The organism is Streptomyces sp. NBC_00016, assembly GCF_045040885.1.
In the GTDB taxonomy this organism is placed as follows: domain Bacteria; phylum Actinomycetota; class Actinomycetes; order Streptomycetales; family Streptomycetaceae; genus Streptomyces; species Streptomyces coriariae.
The window spans coordinates 4,733,827-4,754,916 of record NZ_CP108304.1; the positions used below are offsets into that span (position 1 = coordinate 4,733,827).

Below are 21,090 nucleotides of genomic sequence, written 5' to 3' on the forward strand. Positions count from 1 at the left end.
CGGCCCCATCTTTCCAGACCTGGGCGAATGGTCCATGCCTGGTCCACGCCCCGGTCAAGTGCAGGTCAATACGGCCCGTCAGTCCAGACCCAGTTCATCCTTCGAGAAGGCGAACAGGTACGGCACACCCGCGCCCTCGCGGATCTTCTCGTCGGCGCCGGTCGCCCGGTCCACGATCGTCGCCACGGCCACGACCTCGGCGCCCGCCTCGCGGACGGCCTCCACCGCGGCCAGCGGCGAACCGCCCGTGGTCGAGGTGTCCTCGACGACCAGGACGCGCCGGCCCTTGATCTCCGGGCCCTCGACCCGCCGCTGGAGCCCGTGCGCCTTCGCCGCCTTGCGGACGACGAAGGCGTCCAGCTTCTTCCCGCGCGCGGCGGCCGCGTGCAGCATGGCGCCGGCCACCGGGTCGGCGCCCATGGTCAGACCGCCCACCGCGTCGAAGTCGAGCTCGGCGGTCAGGTCGAGCAGCACCTGTCCGACCAGCGGAGCGGCCTCCCCGTCGAGGGTGATGCGGCGGAGGTCGATGTAGTAGTCCGCCTCCAGACCCGACGACAGGGTCACCTTGCCGTGCACCACGGCCTTGTCCTTGATCTGCTGCAGCAGCGCGCCACGTACGTCCGTCATGCCGCCCAGCTTAAAGGCGAAGCCAGGAGGCCGAACTCAGAGCCGGGTCCAGTGCCAGGCGGTGGTGGCCTCCAGCGGATCCAGGGGCGTGACCAGGCGCGGAAGCGTGTTCAGTCCGTCGGGCGGCCCGGTCTGCGGCTCCACGCACACGGCCGCCTCCTGCTCGTCGTAGACGACGACCCACTCCTCGGGGCTGGTCACCCTCAGCTCCAGCCGGCCCGGCCAGGTGAGGCCGACGGCGACACCGCCGGGCATGCCGAAGCAGTCGTCCCAGGGCCCGGGCTTCGGCTCGATCCGGTTGCCGGTCGGCAGATGGTCCTCGCCGCGCTCCTCCTGCCACGCGGGGTCGAAGGAGACCCGCACGTCCTGGTCGTCCGGGCCGCCGAGGTTGCGGTTGAACCAGGGGTGCCAGCCGATCTGCGCCGGGAACGACGAGCCGTGCGTCTCCACGGCCATCGCGAGGGTCAGGGTGTCCTCGGTCAGCGTGACCACCTGGGTGACCCGGCCGGGGTAGGGCCAGGGTTCCACCAGGTCGTACGTCAGGACGGCCTCGTCGGCGGTCCGCCGCGCCACCTTCCAGGCACCGTCACGGACGGTGCCGTGGATGGCGTTGGGCGCGGCGTTGAGCGGCATCTGGCGGACGGTTCCGCCGTCCCGGAAACGGCCGTCGCGGATCCTGCCGCACCAGGGGACCATCGGGAAGCACCCGAAGCGCTCTCCCTGGCGCAGCAGTTCGAGGCCGCCGACGCGCAGCCCACCGACCCGGCCGCCGTTGCCCGGCTGGACGGTCACCTCCGCGTCGCCCGCGGTCAGCGTGATGTCTTCGTCACTCACGGGACGACCCTACTGGGGCGGTCGGACCGGTGCGGTGGCGGACCGGCCGAGACGCCGGGCGAGGCACCGGGCGACGCACCGGGCCGCGCTGTCGGCCCGCGTGGAGGTGTCGGTCCTCAGCCGCGTCGGCGCAGCGCCCTGCCCACCACGATCGCCGACGCCACGACCAGTGCGGCGGCCGGAGCGGCCCACCGCAGCGTGCTGTTCGGTACGACGGTCTGCGGGGCCGGGACCGGCGCGTAGCGCCCGCGCGGCGGGGCGTGGTCCACCTCCTCGGCGCTGCGCCCGATCATCGTCCGGCGCGCGTGCGCGGCCTCGGCGGGCGGCTCTCCGGGCCCGGCGAGGTCGTCGAGCCCGGCGGGCGACACCTCCGCCTCGAAGACGGCCCCGGGGACCGGTGATCCGTCGACGTCATCGACGTCATCGACCGCGTCGACCGCGTCGACGTGATCGGCGGCGTCGTCCAAGGCGTCCGCATCCACGGCTTTCGCCGATTCCGCCGCCTCTGTCGTTTCCGCCGTTTCCGCAGTTGCCGCAGTTGCCGCAGTTGCCGCGGCCAGGTTCGCCGCGAAGCGGTTCAGCAGCCGGGTGACCGCCGAGTCCACCGCCTCCGACGGCAGCTCCGCGATCCGGCCGTCCGCCGACGCCGTCCCCTCGAAGCGGAGTGTCGTGCCCGCCTGCGCCTCCCGCAGCCACAGCGTGAGGATCGGTTTCACCACCCCGCTGCCGCGCACCTCGGTCGCGTCGCCCTCCACGGCGTACGCACCGTCCTCGCGCGGGGAGACACGCAGGGCACCCCGGTACGTGATGGTGTGCCCGCCGACCCGCACCTTCAGCCGTCCCGCGACGGGCTCGGTGCCCGCGTCCTGCTGGAGCCCGGGGACCGCCCGGGCCACCTGCGCCGGATCTGCGAGAGCCGCCCTCAACCGCTCGGCCGGAACCGGAACGAACACCTCTTGCTCCATGACATCGGAGCCTACCCAGCAGGTACCGGAAAGCACCCGGCGAAACCGGGATTCGGCTCCGCCGGGGCCCGGCCGGTGATACGCCCCCGGCGCCGGGTCAGTACCGCGGATGCACCAGTGTCGAGGGCCGCAGCCCCGTCACCCGGGTCGCCTCCGCCGCCCGCGCGTCCGCCGTCAGCTCCGCCTGGGTCAGGGTGCGCGGCGGCTGCCCGAACCGGTCGAGGCGCAGTGGCGGGCGGGTGTCGGCGGTGGCCAGGACGAAGCCCCAGTCGCGGGGGGCCCGGGAGCCGCCTGCGGTGTCGGCGCCCGCGGTGCGGCCGGCGTCGCGGCCGTCCACGCGGTAGGGGGCGGTGTGCAGGCCCGCCGCGCGCATCGTCGCCTCGACCGTCCAGAACGCGCGCGGCCGGCCGGCGACCGGCCCCGCGTGCACGACGAGGCGGCCGCCCGGGGCGAGGGCGCGGCGGGCGAGACCGTAGAACTCCTGGGAGTAGAGCTTCGTGCTCGCCGTCATGCCGGGGTCGGGCAGATCCGCGACGACCACGTCGTACGTCGCCGGAGGGGCCCCGCGCAGCCACTGGAAGGCCTCCCCCGTGGCGACGTGTACGCGCGGGTCGCCGTAGACGTGGTCGTTGAGGCGGGACAGGCCCGGGTCGGTGCGGGCCAGCCGGACCAGGCCGGGGTCGAGTGCGACGACGTCGGCGCGGCGCACGCCGGGGTGGCCGAGGACCTCGCGGGCGGCCAGGCCGTCGCCGCCGCCGAGGATCAGCACGCGCGCGTGGGGGCCGCTCATCGCCGGCTGGACCAGGGCCTCGTGATACCGCCGCTCGTCGTGGCCGGCGAAGCGGAGCCGGCCGTCCAGGTAGAGGTCGAGGGGCCGGCCGTCGGTGCCGCCGGTGAGGACGATCTCCTGGACGCCGGTCCGCACCGCCACGCGCACGTCGTCGCCGTACACCGCCTGCCGGGCCGCCCGTTCGAAGTCGTCGACGAGGACGGCGGCGGAGGCGAGGACGCCGAGGACGGTGATGTTGGCGACGAGGAGCAGGCAGCGGGCCCGGCAGGTGAGGTCGCGCCGGAAGAGGCCCAGGACCAGGGCGGCGCCGGCCACGACGTTGACCCCGCCGGTCAGCAGGGAGCTGGTCAGCTGGCCCAGGAAGGGCAGCAGCAGGAACGGGAAGGCGAGGCCGCCCACCAGCGCGCCCACGTAGTCCGCGGCGAACAGGTCGGCCACCGCGCCGCCCGCGTCCTGGCGGCGGATGCGCTGGATGAGCTCCATGAGGAGGGGCACCTCGGCGCCGATGAGCACACCGATGGCGAGGGAGAACGCGACGAGGAGCACGCGGGGGCCGTGGGCCCACACGCCGCCCCAGTCGCCGGTCCAGGCGAACACCGCGTAGAGCGCCATGGCGCTGCATCCGCCGACCAGCGCGAGGGTCGTCTCCAGGGCGCCGAAGCCGACCGCGGCGAACCGGCGCAGCCGTTTGGCGGCGAGGGAGCCGATGCCCATCGCGAAGACCATGACGGACAGCACGACGGAGGCCTGGGTGACGGAGTCGCCCATCAAGTAGGAGGCGAGTGCGACGAGTTCCAGTTCGTAGACCAGACCGCAGGCCGCGCAGACGAAGACGCACGCGAGGACCAGGAACCGCCCGGTGGCCGGCCGGACGGGGAGCCGTGCGGGCCCCGGCGGGGGCGGCTCCCGGTCCGGTCGGACACCGGGCGGGGCCGGTGCGTGCGGTTCGATCACGACTGCGACGTTACGTCACGACCTGGTTGCCCTTCGTCACCCACACGTGTGGAATCCGAGGTCGTTCGCGCGGCGGACGTTTGAGCCGCCGGTGCCTCAGGCTCCCTGGGCGGAGGCGCTCACGGACAGGCCGGGATCGCCCGACCGGACCCGGACGCCCACCCTCGTCCTGGTCGCCACCAGCTGCCCGTCCTGCGGGTAGGCGTGCCAGGTGCGCCAGTGCACCTGGCCGTCGCTGCGGTGGGCGAGCAGGGCGGTGAAGGCGTGCGGGCTGCCGGGGAAGACGCCGGCGAGGCCGTGCGGGTGCTCGGAGACGAGGGCCAGGAGTTCCTGGGCGCGGCCCGCGAACTGGCCGGGCGAGAGCTCCTCGACGCGCGCCGCGAACTCGTACTCCCAGTCGCCGACCCGCTTGGCGACGCCCAGCGGGAGCGGGGTGCTGGTGCCGGGAAGGCAGGCCACCGTCTCGGAACAACTGCCCTGCTCCTCCTCCAGCAGCACCTGGTGCGATGCGCCGAGCAGTCTCAGCTGCAACCTGGCGGCGGACAGTTCGAGGTCGAGTGTGGCGAGGGCGGGCAGCGGCTCTCGCCCCAGTGCCCAGGCGAGATCGGCCGCGCGCGTGTCGGTGTAGGAGGTGTTCAGGGTCGTGAGCATGGATCGGCTCCGCGGAGACGCAAAGAAAGGAGGGGGCAGGTCGGCGCACCCCGGTCGAAGCCGGGAGAACGGCCCCGGTCGGCCCGGTCCGGAAGGTCGTCCGCACGGGACGTCCGAAGGGGTCCGAGGGGCTGCGTTGGTCGTCTAGAGGGAATCATGAACTGCGGTTGCTCCACAGCGTTTTTACCCAACTTCGTGGGGTTTCCATCCCTCGGGGGGTCCACAGCTCAATTGTTCAACTATGGCGTACCCCGGGCGGCCCAGGCGTGCATCCGCGCGCCCCACATGAAAGCGGCGAGCGCGGGTAGACGAGGTGGCCGTCCCGACCGTACGACCGCGGAGCCCGTGGTCAGCTCGGGCCCCGCGGTCCGGATGCGGCTTCCCCCGCGGGGAGCTCAGCTGCCCCGTGTCAGCTGCCTCCGCCGCATCCGCCGCCCCCGCCGCCTCCGCCGCAGGACGATCCGCCGCCCCCGCAGGACGACCCTCCGCCGCAGGAGTGGCCACCGTGGTGACCGCCGCCGGAGCCGCCGTCTCCCCCGCCGGCCCACCAGCTGCCACCGCCATCGCCGGCCGCGCTGCCGCCGGCGCTGTAGCGGCGCGGCCGGCCGCCGCGGTACGACCTCGCGGCGCCGCGAGTGCGGACGTTGACCAGCATGGCCGCCACGAGCACGATTCCGATCACCGCCAGGATGATGCCGAAGACCATGGCGCCACCCTCCTTCCCTGTCCCCCGAAGCGGCCCCCCGTGGGCGCCTCGCGTGGCGTCCGAGCGCCACGTGCACGGGGGATGCCCGCCCGTCTCATCTGCCAAAGCAGAGTTGAGGAACTCCAGAGCTTCGGCGCAGGATGACGGGCATGACCTCCACCGCGCGCCCCTTCCTCAACCGCCGTCTCGCCGAGTTCGGGACGACGATCTTCGCCGAGATGTCCGCCCTGGCCGCGGCGACCGGCGCGATCAACCTGGGGCAGGGTTTCCCCGACACCGACGGCCCCGAGGAGGTCCGCGAGGCGGCCGTGCGGGCGCTGCGGGACGGGCGCGGCAACCAGTACCCGCCGGGCCCCGGCGTCCCCGAGCTGCGCACGGCGATCGCCGACCACCAGCTCCGCCGCTACGGCCTCTCCTTCGACCCGGACACCGAGGTCCTGGTCACCGCGGGCGCCACGGAGGCCATCGCCGCGACCCTGCTCGCGCTGCTGGAGCCGGGCGACGAGGTCGTGGCCCTCGAGCCGTACTACGACTCCTACGCGGCCTGCATCGCGATGGCGGGCGCCACGCGGGTGCCGGTCACCCTGCGCCCGGACCCCGAGCAGGCCCGTTTCCGCCTCGACCTGGACGAACTGCGCGACGCGGTCACCGGGCGCACCCGGCTGCTGCTGATCAACACCCCGCACAACCCGACCGGCACGGTCCTCACCCGCGAGGAGCTGACCGCGATCGCCGAGCTGGCGGTGGAGCGGGACCTGCTGGTCGTGACGGACGAGGTGTACGAGCACCTGGTGTTCGACGAGGCCGAGCATGTGCCGCTGGCGACGCTGCCCGGGATGCGGGAGCGGACGGTCACCATCGGGTCGAGCGGCAAGACCTTCTCGTTCACGGGCTGGAAGGTCGGCTGGGTCACGGCGTCGCCCGGACTGGTCACGGCGGTGCGCTCGGCGAAGCAGTTCCTCACATATGTGTCGTCCGGTCCGTTCCAGTACGCGGTCGCCGAGGCGCTGGCCCTGCCCGACAGCTACTTCGCCGACTTCCGCGCGGACATGCGGGTCAAGCGCGACCTGCTGGCGGCGGGGCTCGCGGACGCGGGCTTCGCGGTCTTCCGCCCGGCCGGCACCTATTTCGTGACCACCGACATCCGCCCCCTCGGCGAGTCCGACGGCTTCGCCTTCTGCCGCTCGCTGCCCGAGCGGGCGGGCGTGGTCGCCATCCCGAACGCCGTCTTCTACGACCACCGCGAGGAGGGCGCGCCCTTCGTACGGTTCGCGTTCTGCAAGCGGGTGAGCGTGCTGGAGGAGGCGGCCACCCGGCTGAAGGCACTGGCGGGCTGACGGCGCCGGGCGGGAGCGGGGCCCACGGAAGCGGGCGCACGGAAGCGGGCGCCCGTCCACAGGCTGTGGACGGGCGCCCGCTCGGCGTACAGGCAGGGTGTGGACCTAGTTGTCGCCCTCGGCGCCCTCGGCGCCGTCTTCGGGCTTCTCGTCGGCGTCGTTGACCGCCGACTCCAGGCCCAGCTGCTCCACGAGCCACTTGTCGAACTCGATCGCCGCCCGCACCCAGCTCACCGTCGAGGAGACGAAGAGTTCGATGTTCACACCGGCGCCGATCAGCAGCTGCGCCTCGCCGATGAGGCGGACGGTGCCGTCGTCGTGGGTGTGGGTGTAGACCTTCGGCCACAGGGTGCGGCGGTTCCAGTCGTCGATCGACTCGAGCAGCGCCACCTTGTCGTCGATCTTGTGGGGCCGGTCGTAGAACGTCCGCACCGAGTAGACCGCCTGGTCACCCTCGCCGCGGAACATGAAGTACGTACGGAACTCCTCCCACGGCGCCGCGAGGTCACCCTCGTCGTCGACGACGTACTTCAGCTCCATCTGGTCGAGGAGCTGCTTCACGAGATCCTGATCCGGGACGACGGGGCCCGCCGGTCCACCCTGGGGCTGCGGCTCCTGCTGGCCCCCGAAGTTCGGAATCGAGGACGGGTCGATGCTCACCGTGATTTTCCCTTCGTACGGATCCCGCCATCCTCCCCCATGCGGGGAGGGGGGTGGCAAGCCCAGCACGGGCCTGTCAGCCCTGAGCTGACATGATCCGGCCTGTTGCGCGAAGAGGCAGTGACAGGTGGAGGGGAATCGCATGGCGAACGAGCGAAGCGAGGCCGCGGTGCCGCCGGGGCCGGCGCCACGGGGCCGGACCAGGTGGGGCCTGGTGGCGGCGGTCCTGGCCCTGCCGGTGCTGCTGGTGGGCGGCCTGCTGGTGCTGGCCGTCGTCTGGGTGCTGACCGACGACGAGGAAGTGGACGGGACCCGGCTGAAGAAGGTGCCCTGCGCCGAAGCGCTGGCGTTCGGCGGGGCCGAGCTGCCGACGGGCGCCCAGGACGCCGCGTGCACGGTGCAGTCCTGGCTGGACACGAACTACGAGGCCGACTTCCGGATGCCGCGCGCGGGCTTCGACGCCTGGCTGGCCGACACCTATCCGCAGGCGCCCGAGCCGGGCGGCCCCGGGACCCAGGCCTGTGTGCACGGCTCGGACTACTGCTTCCAGCTCGACGTCACCGACCGCCCCGGGACGGACGCCTACTACGTCAACGTGAACGTGACGCACGTGAACGCCGAGACCGTACGGGTGCGGTACTCGGCGTTCACGACGTGAGGTGACCGGGGCGGGCGGGGCCGGGGGTGGCGGCGGGGGCGCTACAGCGTCTTGCCGGTCGCCGGGCCCACGATCAGGCCCTCGCCCTCGCCGAAGGTGTCCACCCGGACCGTGTCGCCGTCCTTGATCTCGCCGGCCAGGATCTCCTTGGCGAGCCGGTCGCCGATGGCCGTCTGGACCAGGCGGCGCAGCGGGCGGGCGCCGTACGCCGGGTCGTTGCCCTCGTCGGCGAGCCAGGCCAGGGCCGCGTCGGTGACCTCCAGGGTGAGGCGGCGTTCGGCGAGCCGCTTGGCCAGGCGGTCGATCTGGAGGCGGGCGATCCGCTCCAGCTCCTCCTTGTTCAGGGCCGAGAAGACGACCAGGTCGTCGAGCCGGTTGAGGAACTCCGGCTTGAACGAGGCCCGCACCACCTCCAGGACCTGCTCCTTCTTCTCCGCCTCGGTGGTCACCGGGTCGACCAGGTACTGGCTGCCCAGGTTCGACGTCAGCACCAGGATGGTGTTGCGGAAGTCGACCGTGCGGCCCTGGCCGTCGGTCAGCCGGCCGTCGTCCAGGACCTGGAGGAGGACGTCGAAGACCTCCGGGTGCGCCTTCTCCACCTCGTCCAGCAGGACCACGCTGTACGGGCGCCTGCGCACCGCCTCCGTGAGCTGGCCGCCCTCCTCGTAGCCGATGTAGCCGGGGGGCGCGCCGACCAGGCGGGCGACGCTGTGCTTCTCGCCGTACTCCGACATGTCGATGCGGATCATGGCCCGCTCGTCGTCGAAGAGGAAGTCGGCGAGGGCCTTGGCCAGCTCGGTCTTGCCGACGCCGGTCGGGCCGAGGAAGAGGAAGGAGCCGGTGGGGCGGTCGGGGTCGGCGATGCCGGCGCGGGAGCGGCGTACGGCGTCGGAGACGGCCTGCACCGCCTGCGCCTGGCCGATGAGACGGCGGCCGAGCTCCTCCTCCATGCGCAGCAGCTTCTGCGTCTCGCCCTCCAGGAGGCGGCCGGCGGGGATGCCGGTCCAGGAGGCGACGACGTCGGCGATGTCGTCCGAGCCGACCTCCTCCTTGACCATGGTGTCCTTCGCGGCCTCCTCCTCGGCCTCGGACGCGGCCTCCAGGTCGCGCTCCAGGGTCGGGATCTCGCCGTACAGCAGCTTGCTGGCGGTGTCGAAGTCGCCGTCGCGCTGGGCGCGCTCGGCCTGGCCGCGCAGGTCGTCGAGCTTCTCCTTCAGCGCGCCGACCCGGTTGAGGGACTGCTTCTCCTTCTCCCAGCGGGCGGTGAGCAGGCGCAGCTCCTCCTCCCGGTCGGCGAGGTCGCGGCGCAGCTTCTCCAGCCGCTCGCGGGAGGCGGCGTCCGTCTCCTTGCTGAGCGCCAGCTCCTCCATCTTCAGCCGGTCCACGGACCGCTGGAGCTCGTCGATCTCGACCGGCGAGGAGTCGATCTCCATGCGCAGGCGGGAGGCCGCCTCGTCGACCAGGTCGATGGCCTTGTCGGGGAGGAAGCGGGAGGTGATGTACCGGTCGGAGAGGGTCGCGGCGGCCACCAGGGCCGCGTCCGCGATCTGCACCTTGTGGTGGGCCTCGTAGCGGCCCTTGAGACCGCGCAGGATCGCGATGGTGTCCTCGACCGACGGCTCCGCCACCAGCACCTGCTGGAAGCGGCGCTCCAGCGCCGGGTCCTTCTCGATCCGCTCCCGGTACTCGTCGAGCGTCGTCGCGCCGACCATGCGCAGCTCACCGCGCGCGAGCATGGGCTTGAGCATGTTGCCGGCGTCCATCGCGGAGTCGCCGCCGGCGCCCGCGCCGACGACCGTGTGCAGCTCGTCGATGAAGGTGATGATCTGCCCGTCGGAGTCCTTGATCTCTGCGAGGACGGTCTTCAGCCGCTCCTCGAACTCGCCCCGGTACTTGGCGCCCGCGACCATCGCGCCGAGGTCCAGCGCGACGAGCCGCTTGTTCCTGAGGGACTCGGGCACGTCGCCCTTGACGATCCGCTGGGCGAGCCCCTCGACGACGGCGGTCTTGCCGACGCCGGGCTCGCCGATGAGGACGGGGTTGTTCTTGGTGCGCCGGGAGAGGACCTGCACGACGCGCCGGATCTCCTGGTCCCGCCCGATGACCGGGTCGAGCTTGCCCTCGCGGGCGGCGGCGGTGAAGTCCGTGCCGAACTTCTCCAGGGCCTTGTACTGCCCCTCGGGGTCGGCGCTGGTCACCCGGCGCCCGCCGCGGGACTTCCGGAAGGCCTCCTGGAGCTTCTTCGGGGTCGCTCCCTGCCGGGCCAGCACGTCGCTGGCCTGTCCGCCCTTGGCGGCGATGCCGATGAGCAGGTGCTCGGTCGACAGGTACTCGTCACCCAGGTCGCTTGCCCGGCTCTGCGCGTCGGCGATGACGGACAGCAGCTCGCGGTTGGGCTGCGGGGGCGCGACGGTGGACCCGGTCACGCTGGGCAGCGCGCCGAGCACCTTCTCGGCCCCGGCCCGCACGGCCGCCTGGTCCGCGTCGACGGCGGCGAGGAGGTCGACGATGTTGTCGTTCTCCTGCCCCTGGAGCAGAGCGAGCAGCAGATGGGCGGGGATGAGGTCGGCGTGTCCCTGGGACACGGCCCTGTTGCTGGCCGCGTTGATCGCGTCCCGGCTCCGGTTGGTCAGCTCGGCGTCCACGTTCGCTTTCTCCTCCTGGCGTCAGCAGTCTCCCGTGTCTGACTCAGTCAGCGTACACAAAGTTGAGTCTATTCCGCTCAAGGTGTGCGCGGGAGTCCGGGAACGGGTTAGGTTCCGGGCCATGGCCGCATATCCCCAGGACCCGGGTTCCCCGGACGCGTCGTATCTCGCCTTCTGGCGCGAACGGCACCTGTGCACACTGACCACACCACGTCCGGACGGCAGCCCGCACGTGGTTCCGGTCGGAGTGACATACGAACCCGGGGCCCGACTCGCTCGGGTCATCGCCGACAAGCGCAGCACGAAGGTCGGCAACGTCCTGGCGGCGGGTCCGGACGGCGCCCGGGTCGCGGTGTGCCAGGTGGACGGCCGGCGCTGGGCCACCCTGGAGGGCAGGGCGTACGTGCGCGGGGAGCCGGACCGGGTCGCGGAGGCGGAGCGCCGGTACGCCGAGCGCTACGGGCGCACGCCGAGCCCGAACCCCGCGCGCGTGGTGATCGAGATCGAGCTGACCCGGGCGATGGGCCGCGGCTGACGCGGGTGAGGCGTGGCGGATGACCAGATCCGTCCCCGTCGTTTTTCGGCCAACGCTCAAGCGGGTGCATGTGCGGAAATGTCCCCGCAAATTACAGCGGCGTCACCGTGTTCAGGTCACGGTGACGCCGCTGCGGGGGGAAGCACCTGAGCGATCTGTTACGACGGGGGAATCGCGTCAGGCACTGCGGGGGGTGGCTGAGATGGTCTTCAGGGGCGGGGTCTCGGGCTCCACGAGCCTGTGGTCCCGCTGGTCCAGGTTCACAAAGATCATTCCGTAACGAATGGCGCACCGCACGGGCTGCGGCGCCCCCCGGGGCTTGCGCAGGCACCGGTAGGCCCGTACGTCCTCGTCCTCGTCGCGCGTCACGACCACCGGCTCGCCGAACACGGTCACCATCAACGAGTCACCACTGTGGGGGATGGCGGTGACCAGGTCGATGAAGTGCCAGCCGGAGCGGTAGGCGGTGGCCATTTCGCGGCGGAAGGAGCGGTCGTCGGGTGGAGTGGTCATGACTCGGCGACCCACGTACTGTCGCCGGGAGCGACCCATGTGCTGTCACCCGGCACGTCTGCCGCCGTGATCACCCATGTGCTGTCACTGGGCGCGACCCACGTACTGTCCGCGGGCGCCGCGACGGTCTCGGTACCCGTGCTCCAGGTACTGTCGCGCGCCGTGTCGCCCGTCGTTCCCGCAAGGCCACTCAGCGCCCCGAAGGCCAAGGCGGCGGAGAAGGCGGCGGCAAGCGCCGAGCGAAGCATTCTCTTATGCATAGTCGGCTTCGTCCTCATTTGAAGGTCACCTCTCCCCCGTCCACTACGACGATGGCCCATTCGGGCACGTCATGGCCACACAATCGATGCATCATGTTCCTGCACGTTCAGGACCCTGGGGGGTGGAGATTTGACGAAAAATGAGACAAAGCAGACACATCCTCATGCGTCGACTGAGCTGTGCGAGGAAGGTCGCCGTCTCTATGGGAACGCTCTTCGGACGGGCCGCCTAGCCCGTGCCGACGTGGAGCCTGCTCCGTGTTTGATGGAGTTCGCCCTGCTTCATGCGGACCCCGACGACGCGAACTGGCTACGTCCGGTGCCCCCGTCGATCGCCCTGTCCCAGCTGCTCAACCCGATCGAGCGCGAGATCACCCAGCGCAGACGGCTGTCGGTCGAACTCGCCGACGCTTTCGAGCCGTTCATGACCCTCAGCGCCCAGCCGACGCCGACCACACACTCGATCACGGTGCTGGAGGGCATCGACCGGATCAACGCGGCACTCGATCTGGCCACCTCCCAGTGCCAGACCGAGATGCTCACCGTCCAGCCGAGCCGCCGGCGCCTCGAACACACCCTCGTACAGGGCCTCGAGCGCGACCGGCCGCTGATCGAACGCGGCTGCCGGATCCGGACCCTCTACCAGCACACGGCCCGGTACAGCCCCGAGACGCTGGCCTACGTCTCCCAGTTCACCGACGGCAAGGTGGAGTACCGCACCATCGACGAACTCGTGGAGCGGCTGATCATCTGTGACGAGACCGTCGCCTTCATCCCGACCCGGGACGACGGACAGGTCGCCCTCGAGCTCCGGCACCCGGGACTCGTCCGCTACCTGATCAAGGTCTTCGAGTTCATGTGGGGCCGCGCGGTCCCGCTGGCCACCGGCGCCCCCTACGAGACCGCCCCCGACGGCATCACGGACATCCAGCACTCCATCGCCAAGCTCCTCGTCGAGGGGCATGTCGACGAGGCCATAGCCCGCCGTCTGGGCATGAACGTACGCACCTGCCGAGCCCACATAGCGAAACTCGCCACGGCTCTGGGCAGCGGCAGCCGCGCCCAACTCGGCTTCCTCATAGCTCAGTCGGGGATCCTCAAACAGGAACCCTGACCCTGCGGGCGGGCCCGGAACCGAGAACCGGGAACGGCACGCCCGCGCCCGGCCGGGCCGCGCACCTCCCGGCCGCCCGCAGTCGACCGCACGCCGTCGTCGTCCACCGTCCGCAGTCCGCAGTCCGCCGTCCGCCGTCCTCGAACAGGAGAGAGATTCGCAGTGAACGCGCCGCCGCACGCCCACCACGGCGTGGAGAACCTGTGCGCCGCCGGCACGAACCTCTACGAGACGGCCCTGCGCGACGGACGGGTCAAGACCGAGGAGGCCGAGACGGCGGCCCCCTGTCTGCTGTCCTTCGGCCTGCTGCACCCGGTCGTGGACGACCCGGACCAGCTCGAACCCGTCTCCCCCGCCCTGGCCCTGCACCGGCTGCTGCGCGCCTCGGGCACCCGCATCGCCGACGAACGGCGCCGCGAGGAACGACTGGCGACCCTCTTCGAACCCCTGATGCGGATCACCGGCAGCCGCACCGCCGCCGCCGATCCCGCCTCCCTGCGGCTCCTCAGCGGCACGGAACAGATCAACGGGGCCATCACCGAGGCGACGGCCGAGGCGTCCGACGAACTGCTCTGCATCCAGCCCAACGTCCACTACAGCGGGCCGCGCGGCGAGACGGCCCAGACCGTGGCCATGGCTCGCGACCAGGCCCTGCTCGACCGGGGCTGTCGCATCCGCACCCTCTACCAGCACACCCAGCGCCACCAGCCCCTCGTCCTGGCCCGCTACGAGCAGCTCCGGGGCGACGTGGCGGCCCGGACCCTCGACGAGGTCACCGACCGGCTGATCGTCATCGACGGCAAGGTCGCCTTCATCCCCGCCGGCGAGGACGGCCGACTGGCCCTGGAGGTCCGCCACCCCGCCCTCCTCACGTACTTCACCATCACCTTCGACCGCCTCTGGCGGCTGGCCACCCCGATGTACCCGCAGGCGGTGCACCGCCCCTCCCTCAACGGCGTCACCCCCCGGCAGCAGGCCATCGCCGCCCTCCTCGTCGAAGGGCACACCGACGCCGTCATCGCCGACCGCCTCGGCATGAACATCCGGACCGCACGCGTCCACATCGCCAAACTCGCCACCACCCTCGGCAGCGAGAGCCGCGCCCAACTCGGCTACCTCATCGGGCAGTCGGGGATCCTTGACCAGGAACGGAACCGGAACCGGGCGGCGCAGGAGCAGGAGCAGGAGCAGCGGCCGGGTCCGGACCGGCCCCCGGCGCCGGAAGGCTGACCGACGGCGGCTCCGCCTCCCCGGACGGCCGGTCGAGGCCGACCTGCGCGATCCGCACCCCCAACTGGGTCCGGCTGGCCGCGCCCAGGGTCTCCGAGAGCCGGGCGATGTGCGCGCGGCAGGTGCGCACACTGATGCCCAGGCGCTCGGCGATCACCGCGTCCTGATGCCCCTCCGCCAGCAGGGCGGCGATCGACTGCTCCCGGTGCGAGATGCCCTCGATCCGGGTCTCGGGCAGGGGCGCGGTGAGCGGGATCGCCAGCCGCCACAACCGCTCGAAGACCGTCACCAGGTAGGAGACCAGGGCCGGGTGGCGCAGCTCCAGGGCCATCGTGCGGTCGGTGTTCGCCGGGATGAAGGCGACCGTGCGGTCGAAGAGGATCAGCCGGTCGATGACCTCGTCCAGCGTGCGGGCCTCCACCGCGTCGCCCATCAGCTCCAGGTAGGTCAGCAGGCCCTGGCCGTGCCGGGCGACGTGGTTGTAGATGTCCCGCATGCGCACGCCCCGGCCGCGCAGCTCCAGCGCCCGGTGCAGGCCCTCCGACAACTCGTGCTCACGCCGGATGCCGCCGGGCTGCACGGTGAGGACCTCGGTCGTGCACGCCACGGTCGCCGCGTCCAGGGCGGCCTGGATGCGGGAGGCGCCGTCCAGGACCCGGATCGCCGCGCCCTCACCGGCCGTCCCGCCCCGCGCCGGGCCGCCCAGGCCCGCGTACCACTCGAAGGCGGCGACCGCCGAGCCCATCCGGCGCCCGCTCGCGCTCACCTCGTCGTACAGACCGCGCAGCAGCCGGGTCATGACCTCCTGCGGGGAGGTCGGCACCAGCCAGTCCATGTCGTCGGGGTCGGGGTGCAGCAGGGCGAGTTCCAGGAGGCACGGGACCGGCTCGGCGTCGGTCCGCGCCACCCGACCGCGCCGCACGGCCCGGGAATACACCCGATCCCCGGCCTCGCACAGTCGGTCGGCACCGTGTGGATGCTCCTCCGTCCCGTGCCCGGCCATCGCCCATCCCACCCCCGCCGTACGCCGCTTCCGGAGCGCAACTATGCGCGGCCCGGACCGGCTCCGCAACACGGCTGCCCCGGCCGACGCCTGAGAAAACCACCGGTCTGTTCCTGTTTCTCCCGGCCTCCTCCCCTCGCACTGCAACAAGCTGACGGTGGTGCCGGGCGCTCGCGACAAGGCATGGTGGGTTCCGCTTGCCCCCGGGTGCTCCCCACTCGGGGGAGGGCACAGCCAACCCGGCCGGACCACGGGGGAGTCCGGCCGGGCCCAGGCCACGGGCCACCACACCCGCGATGCCCCGCGGACACACCGAGCACCCGTGCACTCCCGGAAATGCCGGAGTGATCGCCGTGTCACGTACCCCACTTAACGTCGGCCCATGGCGGACATATTTGACGCGTACGCGCTGGCCGACGCGTGGGACGAGATGTTCGAGCGGCCGGGTGAGGTCAGGACCGCCTACGAGCCGGTACTGGCCGCGCTGCAGCCGATCGAACCGGGTGAACTGCGCTTCAGGGCAGACCAGATGGCCCGCGCCTTCACCGACCGCGGGGTGACCTACGCCTTCGCGGGCGAGGAGCGGCCCTGGCCGCTGGACCTGGTGCCCAGGATCCTCGACGCGCTGGAATGGGATTTCGTACAACGGGGGGTCGCTCAGCGGGTCAGAGCCCTGGAGGCCTATCTCGCCGACGCCTACGGGCCCTGCCGCGCCTTCGAGGACGGCGTCGTCCCCTGGCGGCTGCTGCTGGGCTCCCCGCACTTCCACCGCGCCGCCCACGGCGTCGAACCGCCCGGCGGGGTACGCATCCACGTGGCCGGCATCGACCTCGTCCGGGACGAGGCGGGGGACTTCCGGGTGCTCGAGGACAACGTGCGGGTCCCCAGCGGGGTGTCGTACGTCATCGAGAACCGGCGGGCGATGACCCGGGTGTTCCCCTCGCTCTTCGACGGACAGCACGTCGTGCCGGTGGACGGCTACCCCGCGCGGCTGCTCGCCGCCCTGCGGGCCGCCGCGCCCGAGGGGACCGCGGACCCACGGGTCGTCGTCCTCACCCCCGGCCCCAGCAACGCCGCCTACTTCGAACACGCCCTGCTGGCCCGGCTGATGGGCGTGCAACTGGTCGAGGGCCACGACCTCGTGTGCCGCAACCACCGGGTGTGGATGCGGACCACCAAGGGCGAGGTCCCGGTCCATGTCGTCTACCGGCGGCTCGACGACGACTTCCTCGACCCGCTCCACTTCCGCCCCGACTCGGTGATCGGCTGCCCGGGCATCATGACCGCGGCCCTGGCCGGAAAGGTCACGCTCGCCAACGCCGTCGGCAACGGCATCGCGGACGACAAGCTGCTGTACACCTACGTCCCGGACCTCATCCGGTACTACCTCGGCGAGGAACCGGTCCTCCCCAACGTGGAGTCGTACCGCCCCGACGAACCCGGGCAGCTCGACGCCGTCCTCGACCAGCTGGACAAGCTGGTGATCAAGCCCGTGGACGGCGCCGGCGGACAGGGCATCGTCATCGGCCCGAAGGCCGACGCCAAGACCCTGGCGAAGACGCGGAAGGCCGTCGCCGCCGACCCGCGCGGCTTCATCGCCCAGCGGCCCGTGGCCCTGTCCACCTCCCCCACCCTCGCGGGCGACCGCATGGCACCGCGCCACATCGACCTGCGGCCGTTCGCCGTCAACGACGGCACCGACGTCTGGGTGCTGCCCGGCGGACTGACCCGCGTGGCCCTGCAGGAGGGCAACCTGATCGTCAACTCCAGTCAGGGCGGCGGCTCCAAGGACACCTGGGTGCTCGCCGAGGGCCCGGCGGACGGCCCGGCCGCCCTGCCGGCCGACGACGCGCCCCCGGCCGTCGCACCCCGCCAGCTGGGCCCGGACGGGGTCCCCACCGCCGTACAGGAAGGGGCGCAGCAGCAGTGAACGACGTCATCCTCTCCCGCATAGCGGAAGCGCTGACCTGGACCGGCCGCTACGCCGAACGGGCCGACGCGACCGCGCGCATCCTCGACGCCTACCTCCACCGCATGCTGGAGGACCCCTGGCGCGACGAGGACGCGGCCTGCCGGTCGCTGTACGCGATCCTCGGCGTCGACGCGGGCCCCGACACCGTCGACATGCGGCAGGTCCTGGACCAGCTGGCCTTCGACTCCCGCTCCACCTGCGCCATCGAGGGCGCGCTGGGCGCCGCCCGGCTGAACGCGCGCAGCGCCCGCGAGGCCGTCTCCTCGGCGATGTGGGAGTGCCTGAACGCCACCTGGCACGCCCTGGCCGACCAGCGCCGCGCGGCCTCCCGTACGGGCCCCTACGGCTACCTGGAGCTCGTCCGCAGCCGCGCGGCCCTCTTCTTCGGGCTCGCCGACTCCACGATGAGCCGCGACGACAGCTGGCGGTTCGTCGTCCTGGGCCGGAGCCTGGAGCGGGTGGACATGACCGTACGGCTGCTGTCGGTGCGCGTCCTGGACGCCGCCCACGCGCCCGACTGGCCGACCCTGCTGAGCGCCTCCGGCGCCGACGAGGCGTACGCGCGCGTGTACGGCGGTTTCGGCGACACCCCGAGAGTGGCCGAATTCCTGCTCCTGGACCGGGACTTCCCGCGTTCGGCGCTGCACGCGCTGACGACGGCCGAGGAGTGTCTGAGTGCGCTCGGCCGTCCCCGGCAGGACCCCGCCCGCCGTCCCATCGGCCGGCTGCGCACCCGCCTCGAATACCTCGACTCGCCCGCCCTGGAGGATCAACTGCCGCTGCTCCTGGCCGACTTGCAGGCCGCGTGCATGGCGTCGGCGGAGGCGGTGGCGGAGCGGTTCTACCCGTACCAGGGGCCCGTGGTGTGGGCCCAGGAAGGAGCGTGAGCACGATGACCACCGCGGCCACCACCCGCAGGCTCCGTATCCGGCACACGACCCGTGTCTCCTACACGCAGGCCGCCGTCCTCTCGCACAACGAGGTCCGGATGACCCCGCTCACCCTGCCGGGCCAGACGACGCTGGACTCCCGGGTGACCGTCCGCCCGGCGGCCACCACCTGGTCGTACTGGGACTACTGGGGCACCCAGGTCACCGCCTTCGAGCTGATGGACCCGCACGCGGACCTGACCATCACGGCGTCCAGCCTGGTGGAGACGGCCCCGCCGGGCGCGCTGCCGCCGGCCCCGGGGTGGCCGGAGATCGCCGCGCACACGGCCGGCTCGCGCCTGCTGGAGTTCGCCGGCCCCACGGCCCGTACGACGGTCCCGCCGAAGCTGGTGAAGAAGGCGAGGAAGGCGGCCATGGGCCTGGACCCGCACGGGACGGCGGAGGCCGTGTCGGCGATGGTCGCCGACCAGGTGTCCTACCTGCCCGGCGTCACCGGCGTGAACACCTCGGCCGCCGAGGCCTGGGACCAGGGCGCCGGGGTCTGCCAGGACATCGCCCATGTCACGATCGCGCTGCTGCGCGGCCTGGGCCTGCCCACCCGGTACGTCTCCGGCTACCTCCACCCCGAGCGGGACGCGGAGCTGCACCGCCCGGTGGCCGGGCAGAGCCACGCCTGGGTCGAGTACTGGGCCGGCGACTGGCACGGCTACGACCCGACGAACCGGACCCGGCCCGACGAGTCCCACGTGGTGGTCGGCCGGGGTCGCGACTACGACGACGTCACCCCGCACAAGGGCATCTACCGGGGTGTCGCAGGCGGACCGCCGGAGGTGACGGTGGAGTTCACCCGGGTGGCGTGAGCGGCGGCCCGGGCGGGCGCGGGCCGGCCCGGTGCGGTCCGAGCCGGTACGTCCGGGCGGGCGCTCGGCCCGCCCGGCGTCCGTGGCTCGGATCAGAGCAGGTCGAGGGCCTGGCAGGCGGCCTTGTACTTGGCGGTGCAGATCTCGGAGACCTTGTAGATGCCGTCGGCGACGATGGTCGACTTGATGTTGCTCTTCGTCAGCGCGACCACGGTCACCAGCTTGGCCGGGATGTCCTTGGCGGTCGGGCTGTCGACCCGGTCGCGGGTGAGGGCGTCGAACTGGATGTCGCGGCCCTGGACCTTGGCGACGGCGGCCTCGGCGGCGGCCTCGGCCTCGTTGGGGTACGGCTTGTAGACGCTCATGAACTGCTCGCCGCTGATGATGCGCTGCACGGCCGCCAGCTCCGCGTCCTGGCCGGTGATCGGGGGCAGGTCGCCGGAGCTGACACCCGCGGCCTTGAGGGCCTTGATGATGCCGCCGGCCATGGCGTCGTTGGCGGAGTAGACGCCGGCGATGTTGGACACGCCCAGTGCCTCGATCGCCTTCGTCATGTTGGCCTCGGCGACCTCGGGGCTCCACTTGTCGGTGTCGTACGACTTCGCCACCGTGACGCGGCCGTTGAGCTCGTTGAGCGCGCCCGCCTTGAACTGCCCGGCGTTCGGGTCGGTGGGCGAGCCGTTCACCATGACGATCTTGTCGCTGGCCTGAAGGTTGGGGATGGCCTCCGCGAGGGTGCGGCCCTGCACCTCGCCGACGAGCTCGTTGTCGAAGGAGACGTACCCGTCGATCGGCCCCTGGGCCAGGCGGTCGTAGGCGATGACGGGGATGTTCGCGTCCTTGGCCTTCTGCACCATCGTCGCGATCGACTTCGAGTCGACGGCGTCCAGCAGGATGACGTCGACCTTCTCGTCGATCATCTTCTGCATCTGGGTGAGCTGCGTCTTGGCTTCCCCGGCGGCGTTCGCGTACTCCGTCCTGCCCTTGTTCTCGGTGAGCTCGGCGACCTTCTTCTTGATGATGGGGTAGTCGAAGTCCGCGTACCGGGTGTTGGTCTCCTCCGGCATCAGCACGCCCACCGTGACGTCGTTGCTCCGGGTCGGTGTCGCACTGCTGCTGTTCTCCGAGGCCCCCAGCATTCCGCACCCGGCGAGCGACAGGGACATCGTGGAGGCGACCACAGCTATGGCGATACGACGCATTCGGGGGCTCACTTCAGGTGCGTTCGGTGCGATTCCGGACACATGGGTGTGACATGTAGACCCAGGTGTCTGAAAAGACAACGCGGCGGCGGCCGTCGGCGTCAAGCGGAACTACTTAACGAAGTAGCAACATCACACTCCGCTTAGCAGGTGAAGACGCATGGAGAGCACGCGGAGACGTTGAAAAGACCTGGACGGAGAACCAGCCGACGAGTGCGCAAAAAGGTCGCACGACCAAGGCCGTTCCTCGCGGTCACGATCACGACGGCGTCCCTTCCGGCCCGAGGGACGTACGAATCCCGCCGGCCTCGCCACGGCCGTCGTACTGACCACGACCGGCGGCCTCCTCACCACCGACGTCGCCGCCGCGCGAGGACAACCGCCTCCGCAGGGCACGGCGGAGCGGAGCGTGACCCCCCGGTTATAGGCCCGTGACCAGCGGAATTGTCGCCTCCGGCGCTGTTGCGAAGTGGTGACGGAGCGACGATTGATCACCTATGAAATCCGGGTGAAGATGAGTGCACCGCGAGCCGCCGGGGGGACAAGCAGTACCGGCGGGCGGTCACTTCTCCTCCTGCTCGTCGCACTTCCTCGTCGCGCTTCCTCGTCGCACTTCTCGCTCGTGTCTTCGCCCGCCGTCATCACGGCGTGCCCTTGCTGATTGATTCCTTGGGGGGATTCATC

19 protein-coding genes are annotated in these 21,090 nt (G+C 71.8%); 8 read left to right on the top strand and 11 right to left on the bottom strand.

Annotation, left to right across the window (positions count from 1 at the left end):
* Positions 1 to 78: 78 nt before the first annotated feature.
* The 6 genes from pyrE to OG933_RS20940 all read right to left on the bottom strand — a co-directional run bounded on the left by pyrE (position 79) and on the right by OG933_RS20940 (position 5,527).
* Complete coding sequence (gene pyrE, locus OG933_RS20915) at positions 79 to 627, bottom strand: orotate phosphoribosyltransferase (RefSeq protein WP_020129189.1); 549 nt, start codon at positions 625 to 627, stop codon at positions 79 to 81.
* Positions 628 to 663: 36 nt separating this feature from the next.
* Positions 664 to 1,461, bottom strand: coding sequence for an aldose 1-epimerase (locus OG933_RS20920; protein ID WP_405628399.1), 798 nt, complete (start codon positions 1,459 to 1,461; stop codon positions 664 to 666).
* A gap of 116 nt (positions 1,462 to 1,577) precedes the next feature.
* On the bottom strand, positions 1,578 to 2,426 hold the full coding sequence (locus tag OG933_RS20925; RefSeq protein WP_405628401.1) for an SRPBCC domain-containing protein: 849 nt from the start codon (positions 2,424 to 2,426) through the stop codon (positions 1,578 to 1,580).
* Positions 2,427 to 2,523: 97 nt separating this feature from the next.
* A complete protein-coding gene (locus OG933_RS20930) occupies positions 2,524 to 4,170 on the bottom strand; it encodes a polyamine aminopropyltransferase (RefSeq protein WP_405628403.1) in 1,647 nt (548 codons plus the stop codon).
* Positions 4,171 to 4,266: 96 nt separating this feature from the next.
* Positions 4,267 to 4,821 (bottom strand): DUF2617 family protein, encoded by a 555-nt coding sequence (locus OG933_RS20935; RefSeq protein WP_362522284.1) that lies wholly within the window; start codon positions 4,819 to 4,821, stop codon positions 4,267 to 4,269.
* A 409-nt stretch (positions 4,822 to 5,230) separates the two neighbouring features.
* Positions 5,231 to 5,527 (bottom strand): hypothetical protein, encoded by a 297-nt coding sequence (locus tag OG933_RS20940; protein WP_362522282.1) that lies wholly within the window; start codon positions 5,525 to 5,527, stop codon positions 5,231 to 5,233.
* A 140-nt stretch (positions 5,528 to 5,667) separates the two neighbouring features.
* On the opposite strand from OG933_RS20940, the gene OG933_RS20945 reads away from it, so the two are divergent.
* Positions 5,668 to 6,864 carry a pyridoxal phosphate-dependent aminotransferase gene (locus tag OG933_RS20945; RefSeq protein WP_362270385.1) on the top strand — a complete coding sequence of 399 codons (1,197 nt, stop codon included), beginning with the start codon at positions 5,668 to 5,670 and terminating at the stop codon, positions 6,862 to 6,864.
* 105 nt (positions 6,865 to 6,969) lie between these two features.
* On the opposite strand, the gene OG933_RS20950 is transcribed toward OG933_RS20945, so the two are convergent.
* Positions 6,970 to 7,524, bottom strand: coding sequence for a YbjN domain-containing protein (locus OG933_RS20950; protein WP_020129182.1), 555 nt, complete (start codon positions 7,522 to 7,524; stop codon positions 6,970 to 6,972).
* Between the two features lie 142 nt (positions 7,525 to 7,666).
* Here OG933_RS20950 and OG933_RS20955 point away from each other — a divergent pair, with 142 nt between their 5' ends.
* A complete protein-coding gene (locus OG933_RS20955) occupies positions 7,667 to 8,182 on the top strand; it encodes a hypothetical protein (protein WP_362522273.1) in 516 nt (171 codons plus the stop codon).
* A 41-nt stretch (positions 8,183 to 8,223) separates the two neighbouring features.
* On the opposite strand, the gene clpB is transcribed toward OG933_RS20955, so the two are convergent.
* Positions 8,224 to 10,827 carry an ATP-dependent chaperone ClpB gene (gene clpB / locus OG933_RS20960; RefSeq protein ID WP_405628406.1) on the bottom strand — a complete coding sequence of 868 codons (2,604 nt, stop codon included), beginning with the start codon at positions 10,825 to 10,827 and terminating at the stop codon, positions 8,224 to 8,226.
* 121 nt (positions 10,828 to 10,948) lie between these two features.
* Between clpB and OG933_RS20965 the strand changes: the two genes are divergently transcribed.
* Entirely contained in the window at positions 10,949 to 11,362 is a 414-nt protein-coding gene (locus OG933_RS20965) for a pyridoxamine 5'-phosphate oxidase family protein (protein ID WP_362522271.1), read from the top strand.
* Between the two features lie 177 nt (positions 11,363 to 11,539).
* On the opposite strand, the gene OG933_RS20970 is transcribed toward OG933_RS20965, so the two are convergent.
* Complete coding sequence (locus OG933_RS20970) at positions 11,540 to 11,875, bottom strand: hypothetical protein (RefSeq protein WP_054241900.1); 336 nt, start codon at positions 11,873 to 11,875, stop codon at positions 11,540 to 11,542.
* Positions 11,876 to 12,400: 525 nt separating this feature from the next.
* Here OG933_RS20970 and OG933_RS20975 point away from each other — a divergent pair.
* Together OG933_RS20975 and OG933_RS20980 are read left to right on the top strand one after the other, a co-directional pair.
* Positions 12,401 to 13,249 carry a hypothetical protein gene (locus tag OG933_RS20975; protein ID WP_057601134.1) on the top strand — a complete coding sequence of 283 codons (849 nt, stop codon included), beginning with the start codon at positions 12,401 to 12,403 and terminating at the stop codon, positions 13,247 to 13,249.
* Positions 13,250 to 13,411: 162 nt separating this feature from the next.
* Complete coding sequence (locus OG933_RS20980; protein ID WP_362522266.1) at positions 13,412 to 14,479, top strand: helix-turn-helix transcriptional regulator; 1,068 nt, start codon at positions 13,412 to 13,414, stop codon at positions 14,477 to 14,479.
* On the opposite strand, the gene OG933_RS20985 is transcribed toward OG933_RS20980, so the two are convergent.
* Positions 14,367 to 15,482, bottom strand: a complete 1,116-nt coding sequence (locus OG933_RS20985; RefSeq protein ID WP_362522264.1) for a helix-turn-helix transcriptional regulator — start codon at positions 15,480 to 15,482, stop codon at positions 14,367 to 14,369. The two genes, OG933_RS20980 and OG933_RS20985, sit on opposite strands and share 113 nt — an antisense overlap.
* Positions 15,483 to 15,864: 382 nt before the next feature.
* On the opposite strand from OG933_RS20985, the gene OG933_RS20990 reads away from it, so the two are divergent.
* From OG933_RS20990 to OG933_RS21000, 3 genes are read left to right on the top strand one after another with little or no spacing between them, the layout of a single operon-like run.
* Complete coding sequence (locus OG933_RS20990) at positions 15,865 to 17,412, top strand: circularly permuted type 2 ATP-grasp protein (RefSeq protein ID WP_362522263.1); 1,548 nt, start codon at positions 15,865 to 15,867, stop codon at positions 17,410 to 17,412.
* Positions 17,409 to 18,341 carry an alpha-E domain-containing protein gene (locus OG933_RS20995; RefSeq protein WP_405628410.1) on the top strand — a complete coding sequence of 311 codons (933 nt, stop codon included), beginning with the start codon at positions 17,409 to 17,411 and terminating at the stop codon, positions 18,339 to 18,341. The genes OG933_RS20990 and OG933_RS20995 overlap by 4 nt, the downstream gene beginning before the upstream one ends.
* A gap of 5 nt (positions 18,342 to 18,346) precedes the next feature.
* Positions 18,347 to 19,204 carry a transglutaminase family protein gene (locus OG933_RS21000; RefSeq protein WP_362522507.1) on the top strand — a complete coding sequence of 286 codons (858 nt, stop codon included), beginning with the start codon at positions 18,347 to 18,349 and terminating at the stop codon, positions 19,202 to 19,204.
* Positions 19,205 to 19,296: 92 nt separating this feature from the next.
* Here OG933_RS21000 and OG933_RS21005 read toward each other — a convergent pair whose 3' ends face one another.
* Positions 19,297 to 20,406, bottom strand: a complete 1,110-nt coding sequence (locus tag OG933_RS21005) for a substrate-binding domain-containing protein (RefSeq protein WP_362522260.1) — start codon at positions 20,404 to 20,406, stop codon at positions 19,297 to 19,299.
* Between the last annotated feature and the right edge of the window lie 684 nt (positions 20,407 to 21,090).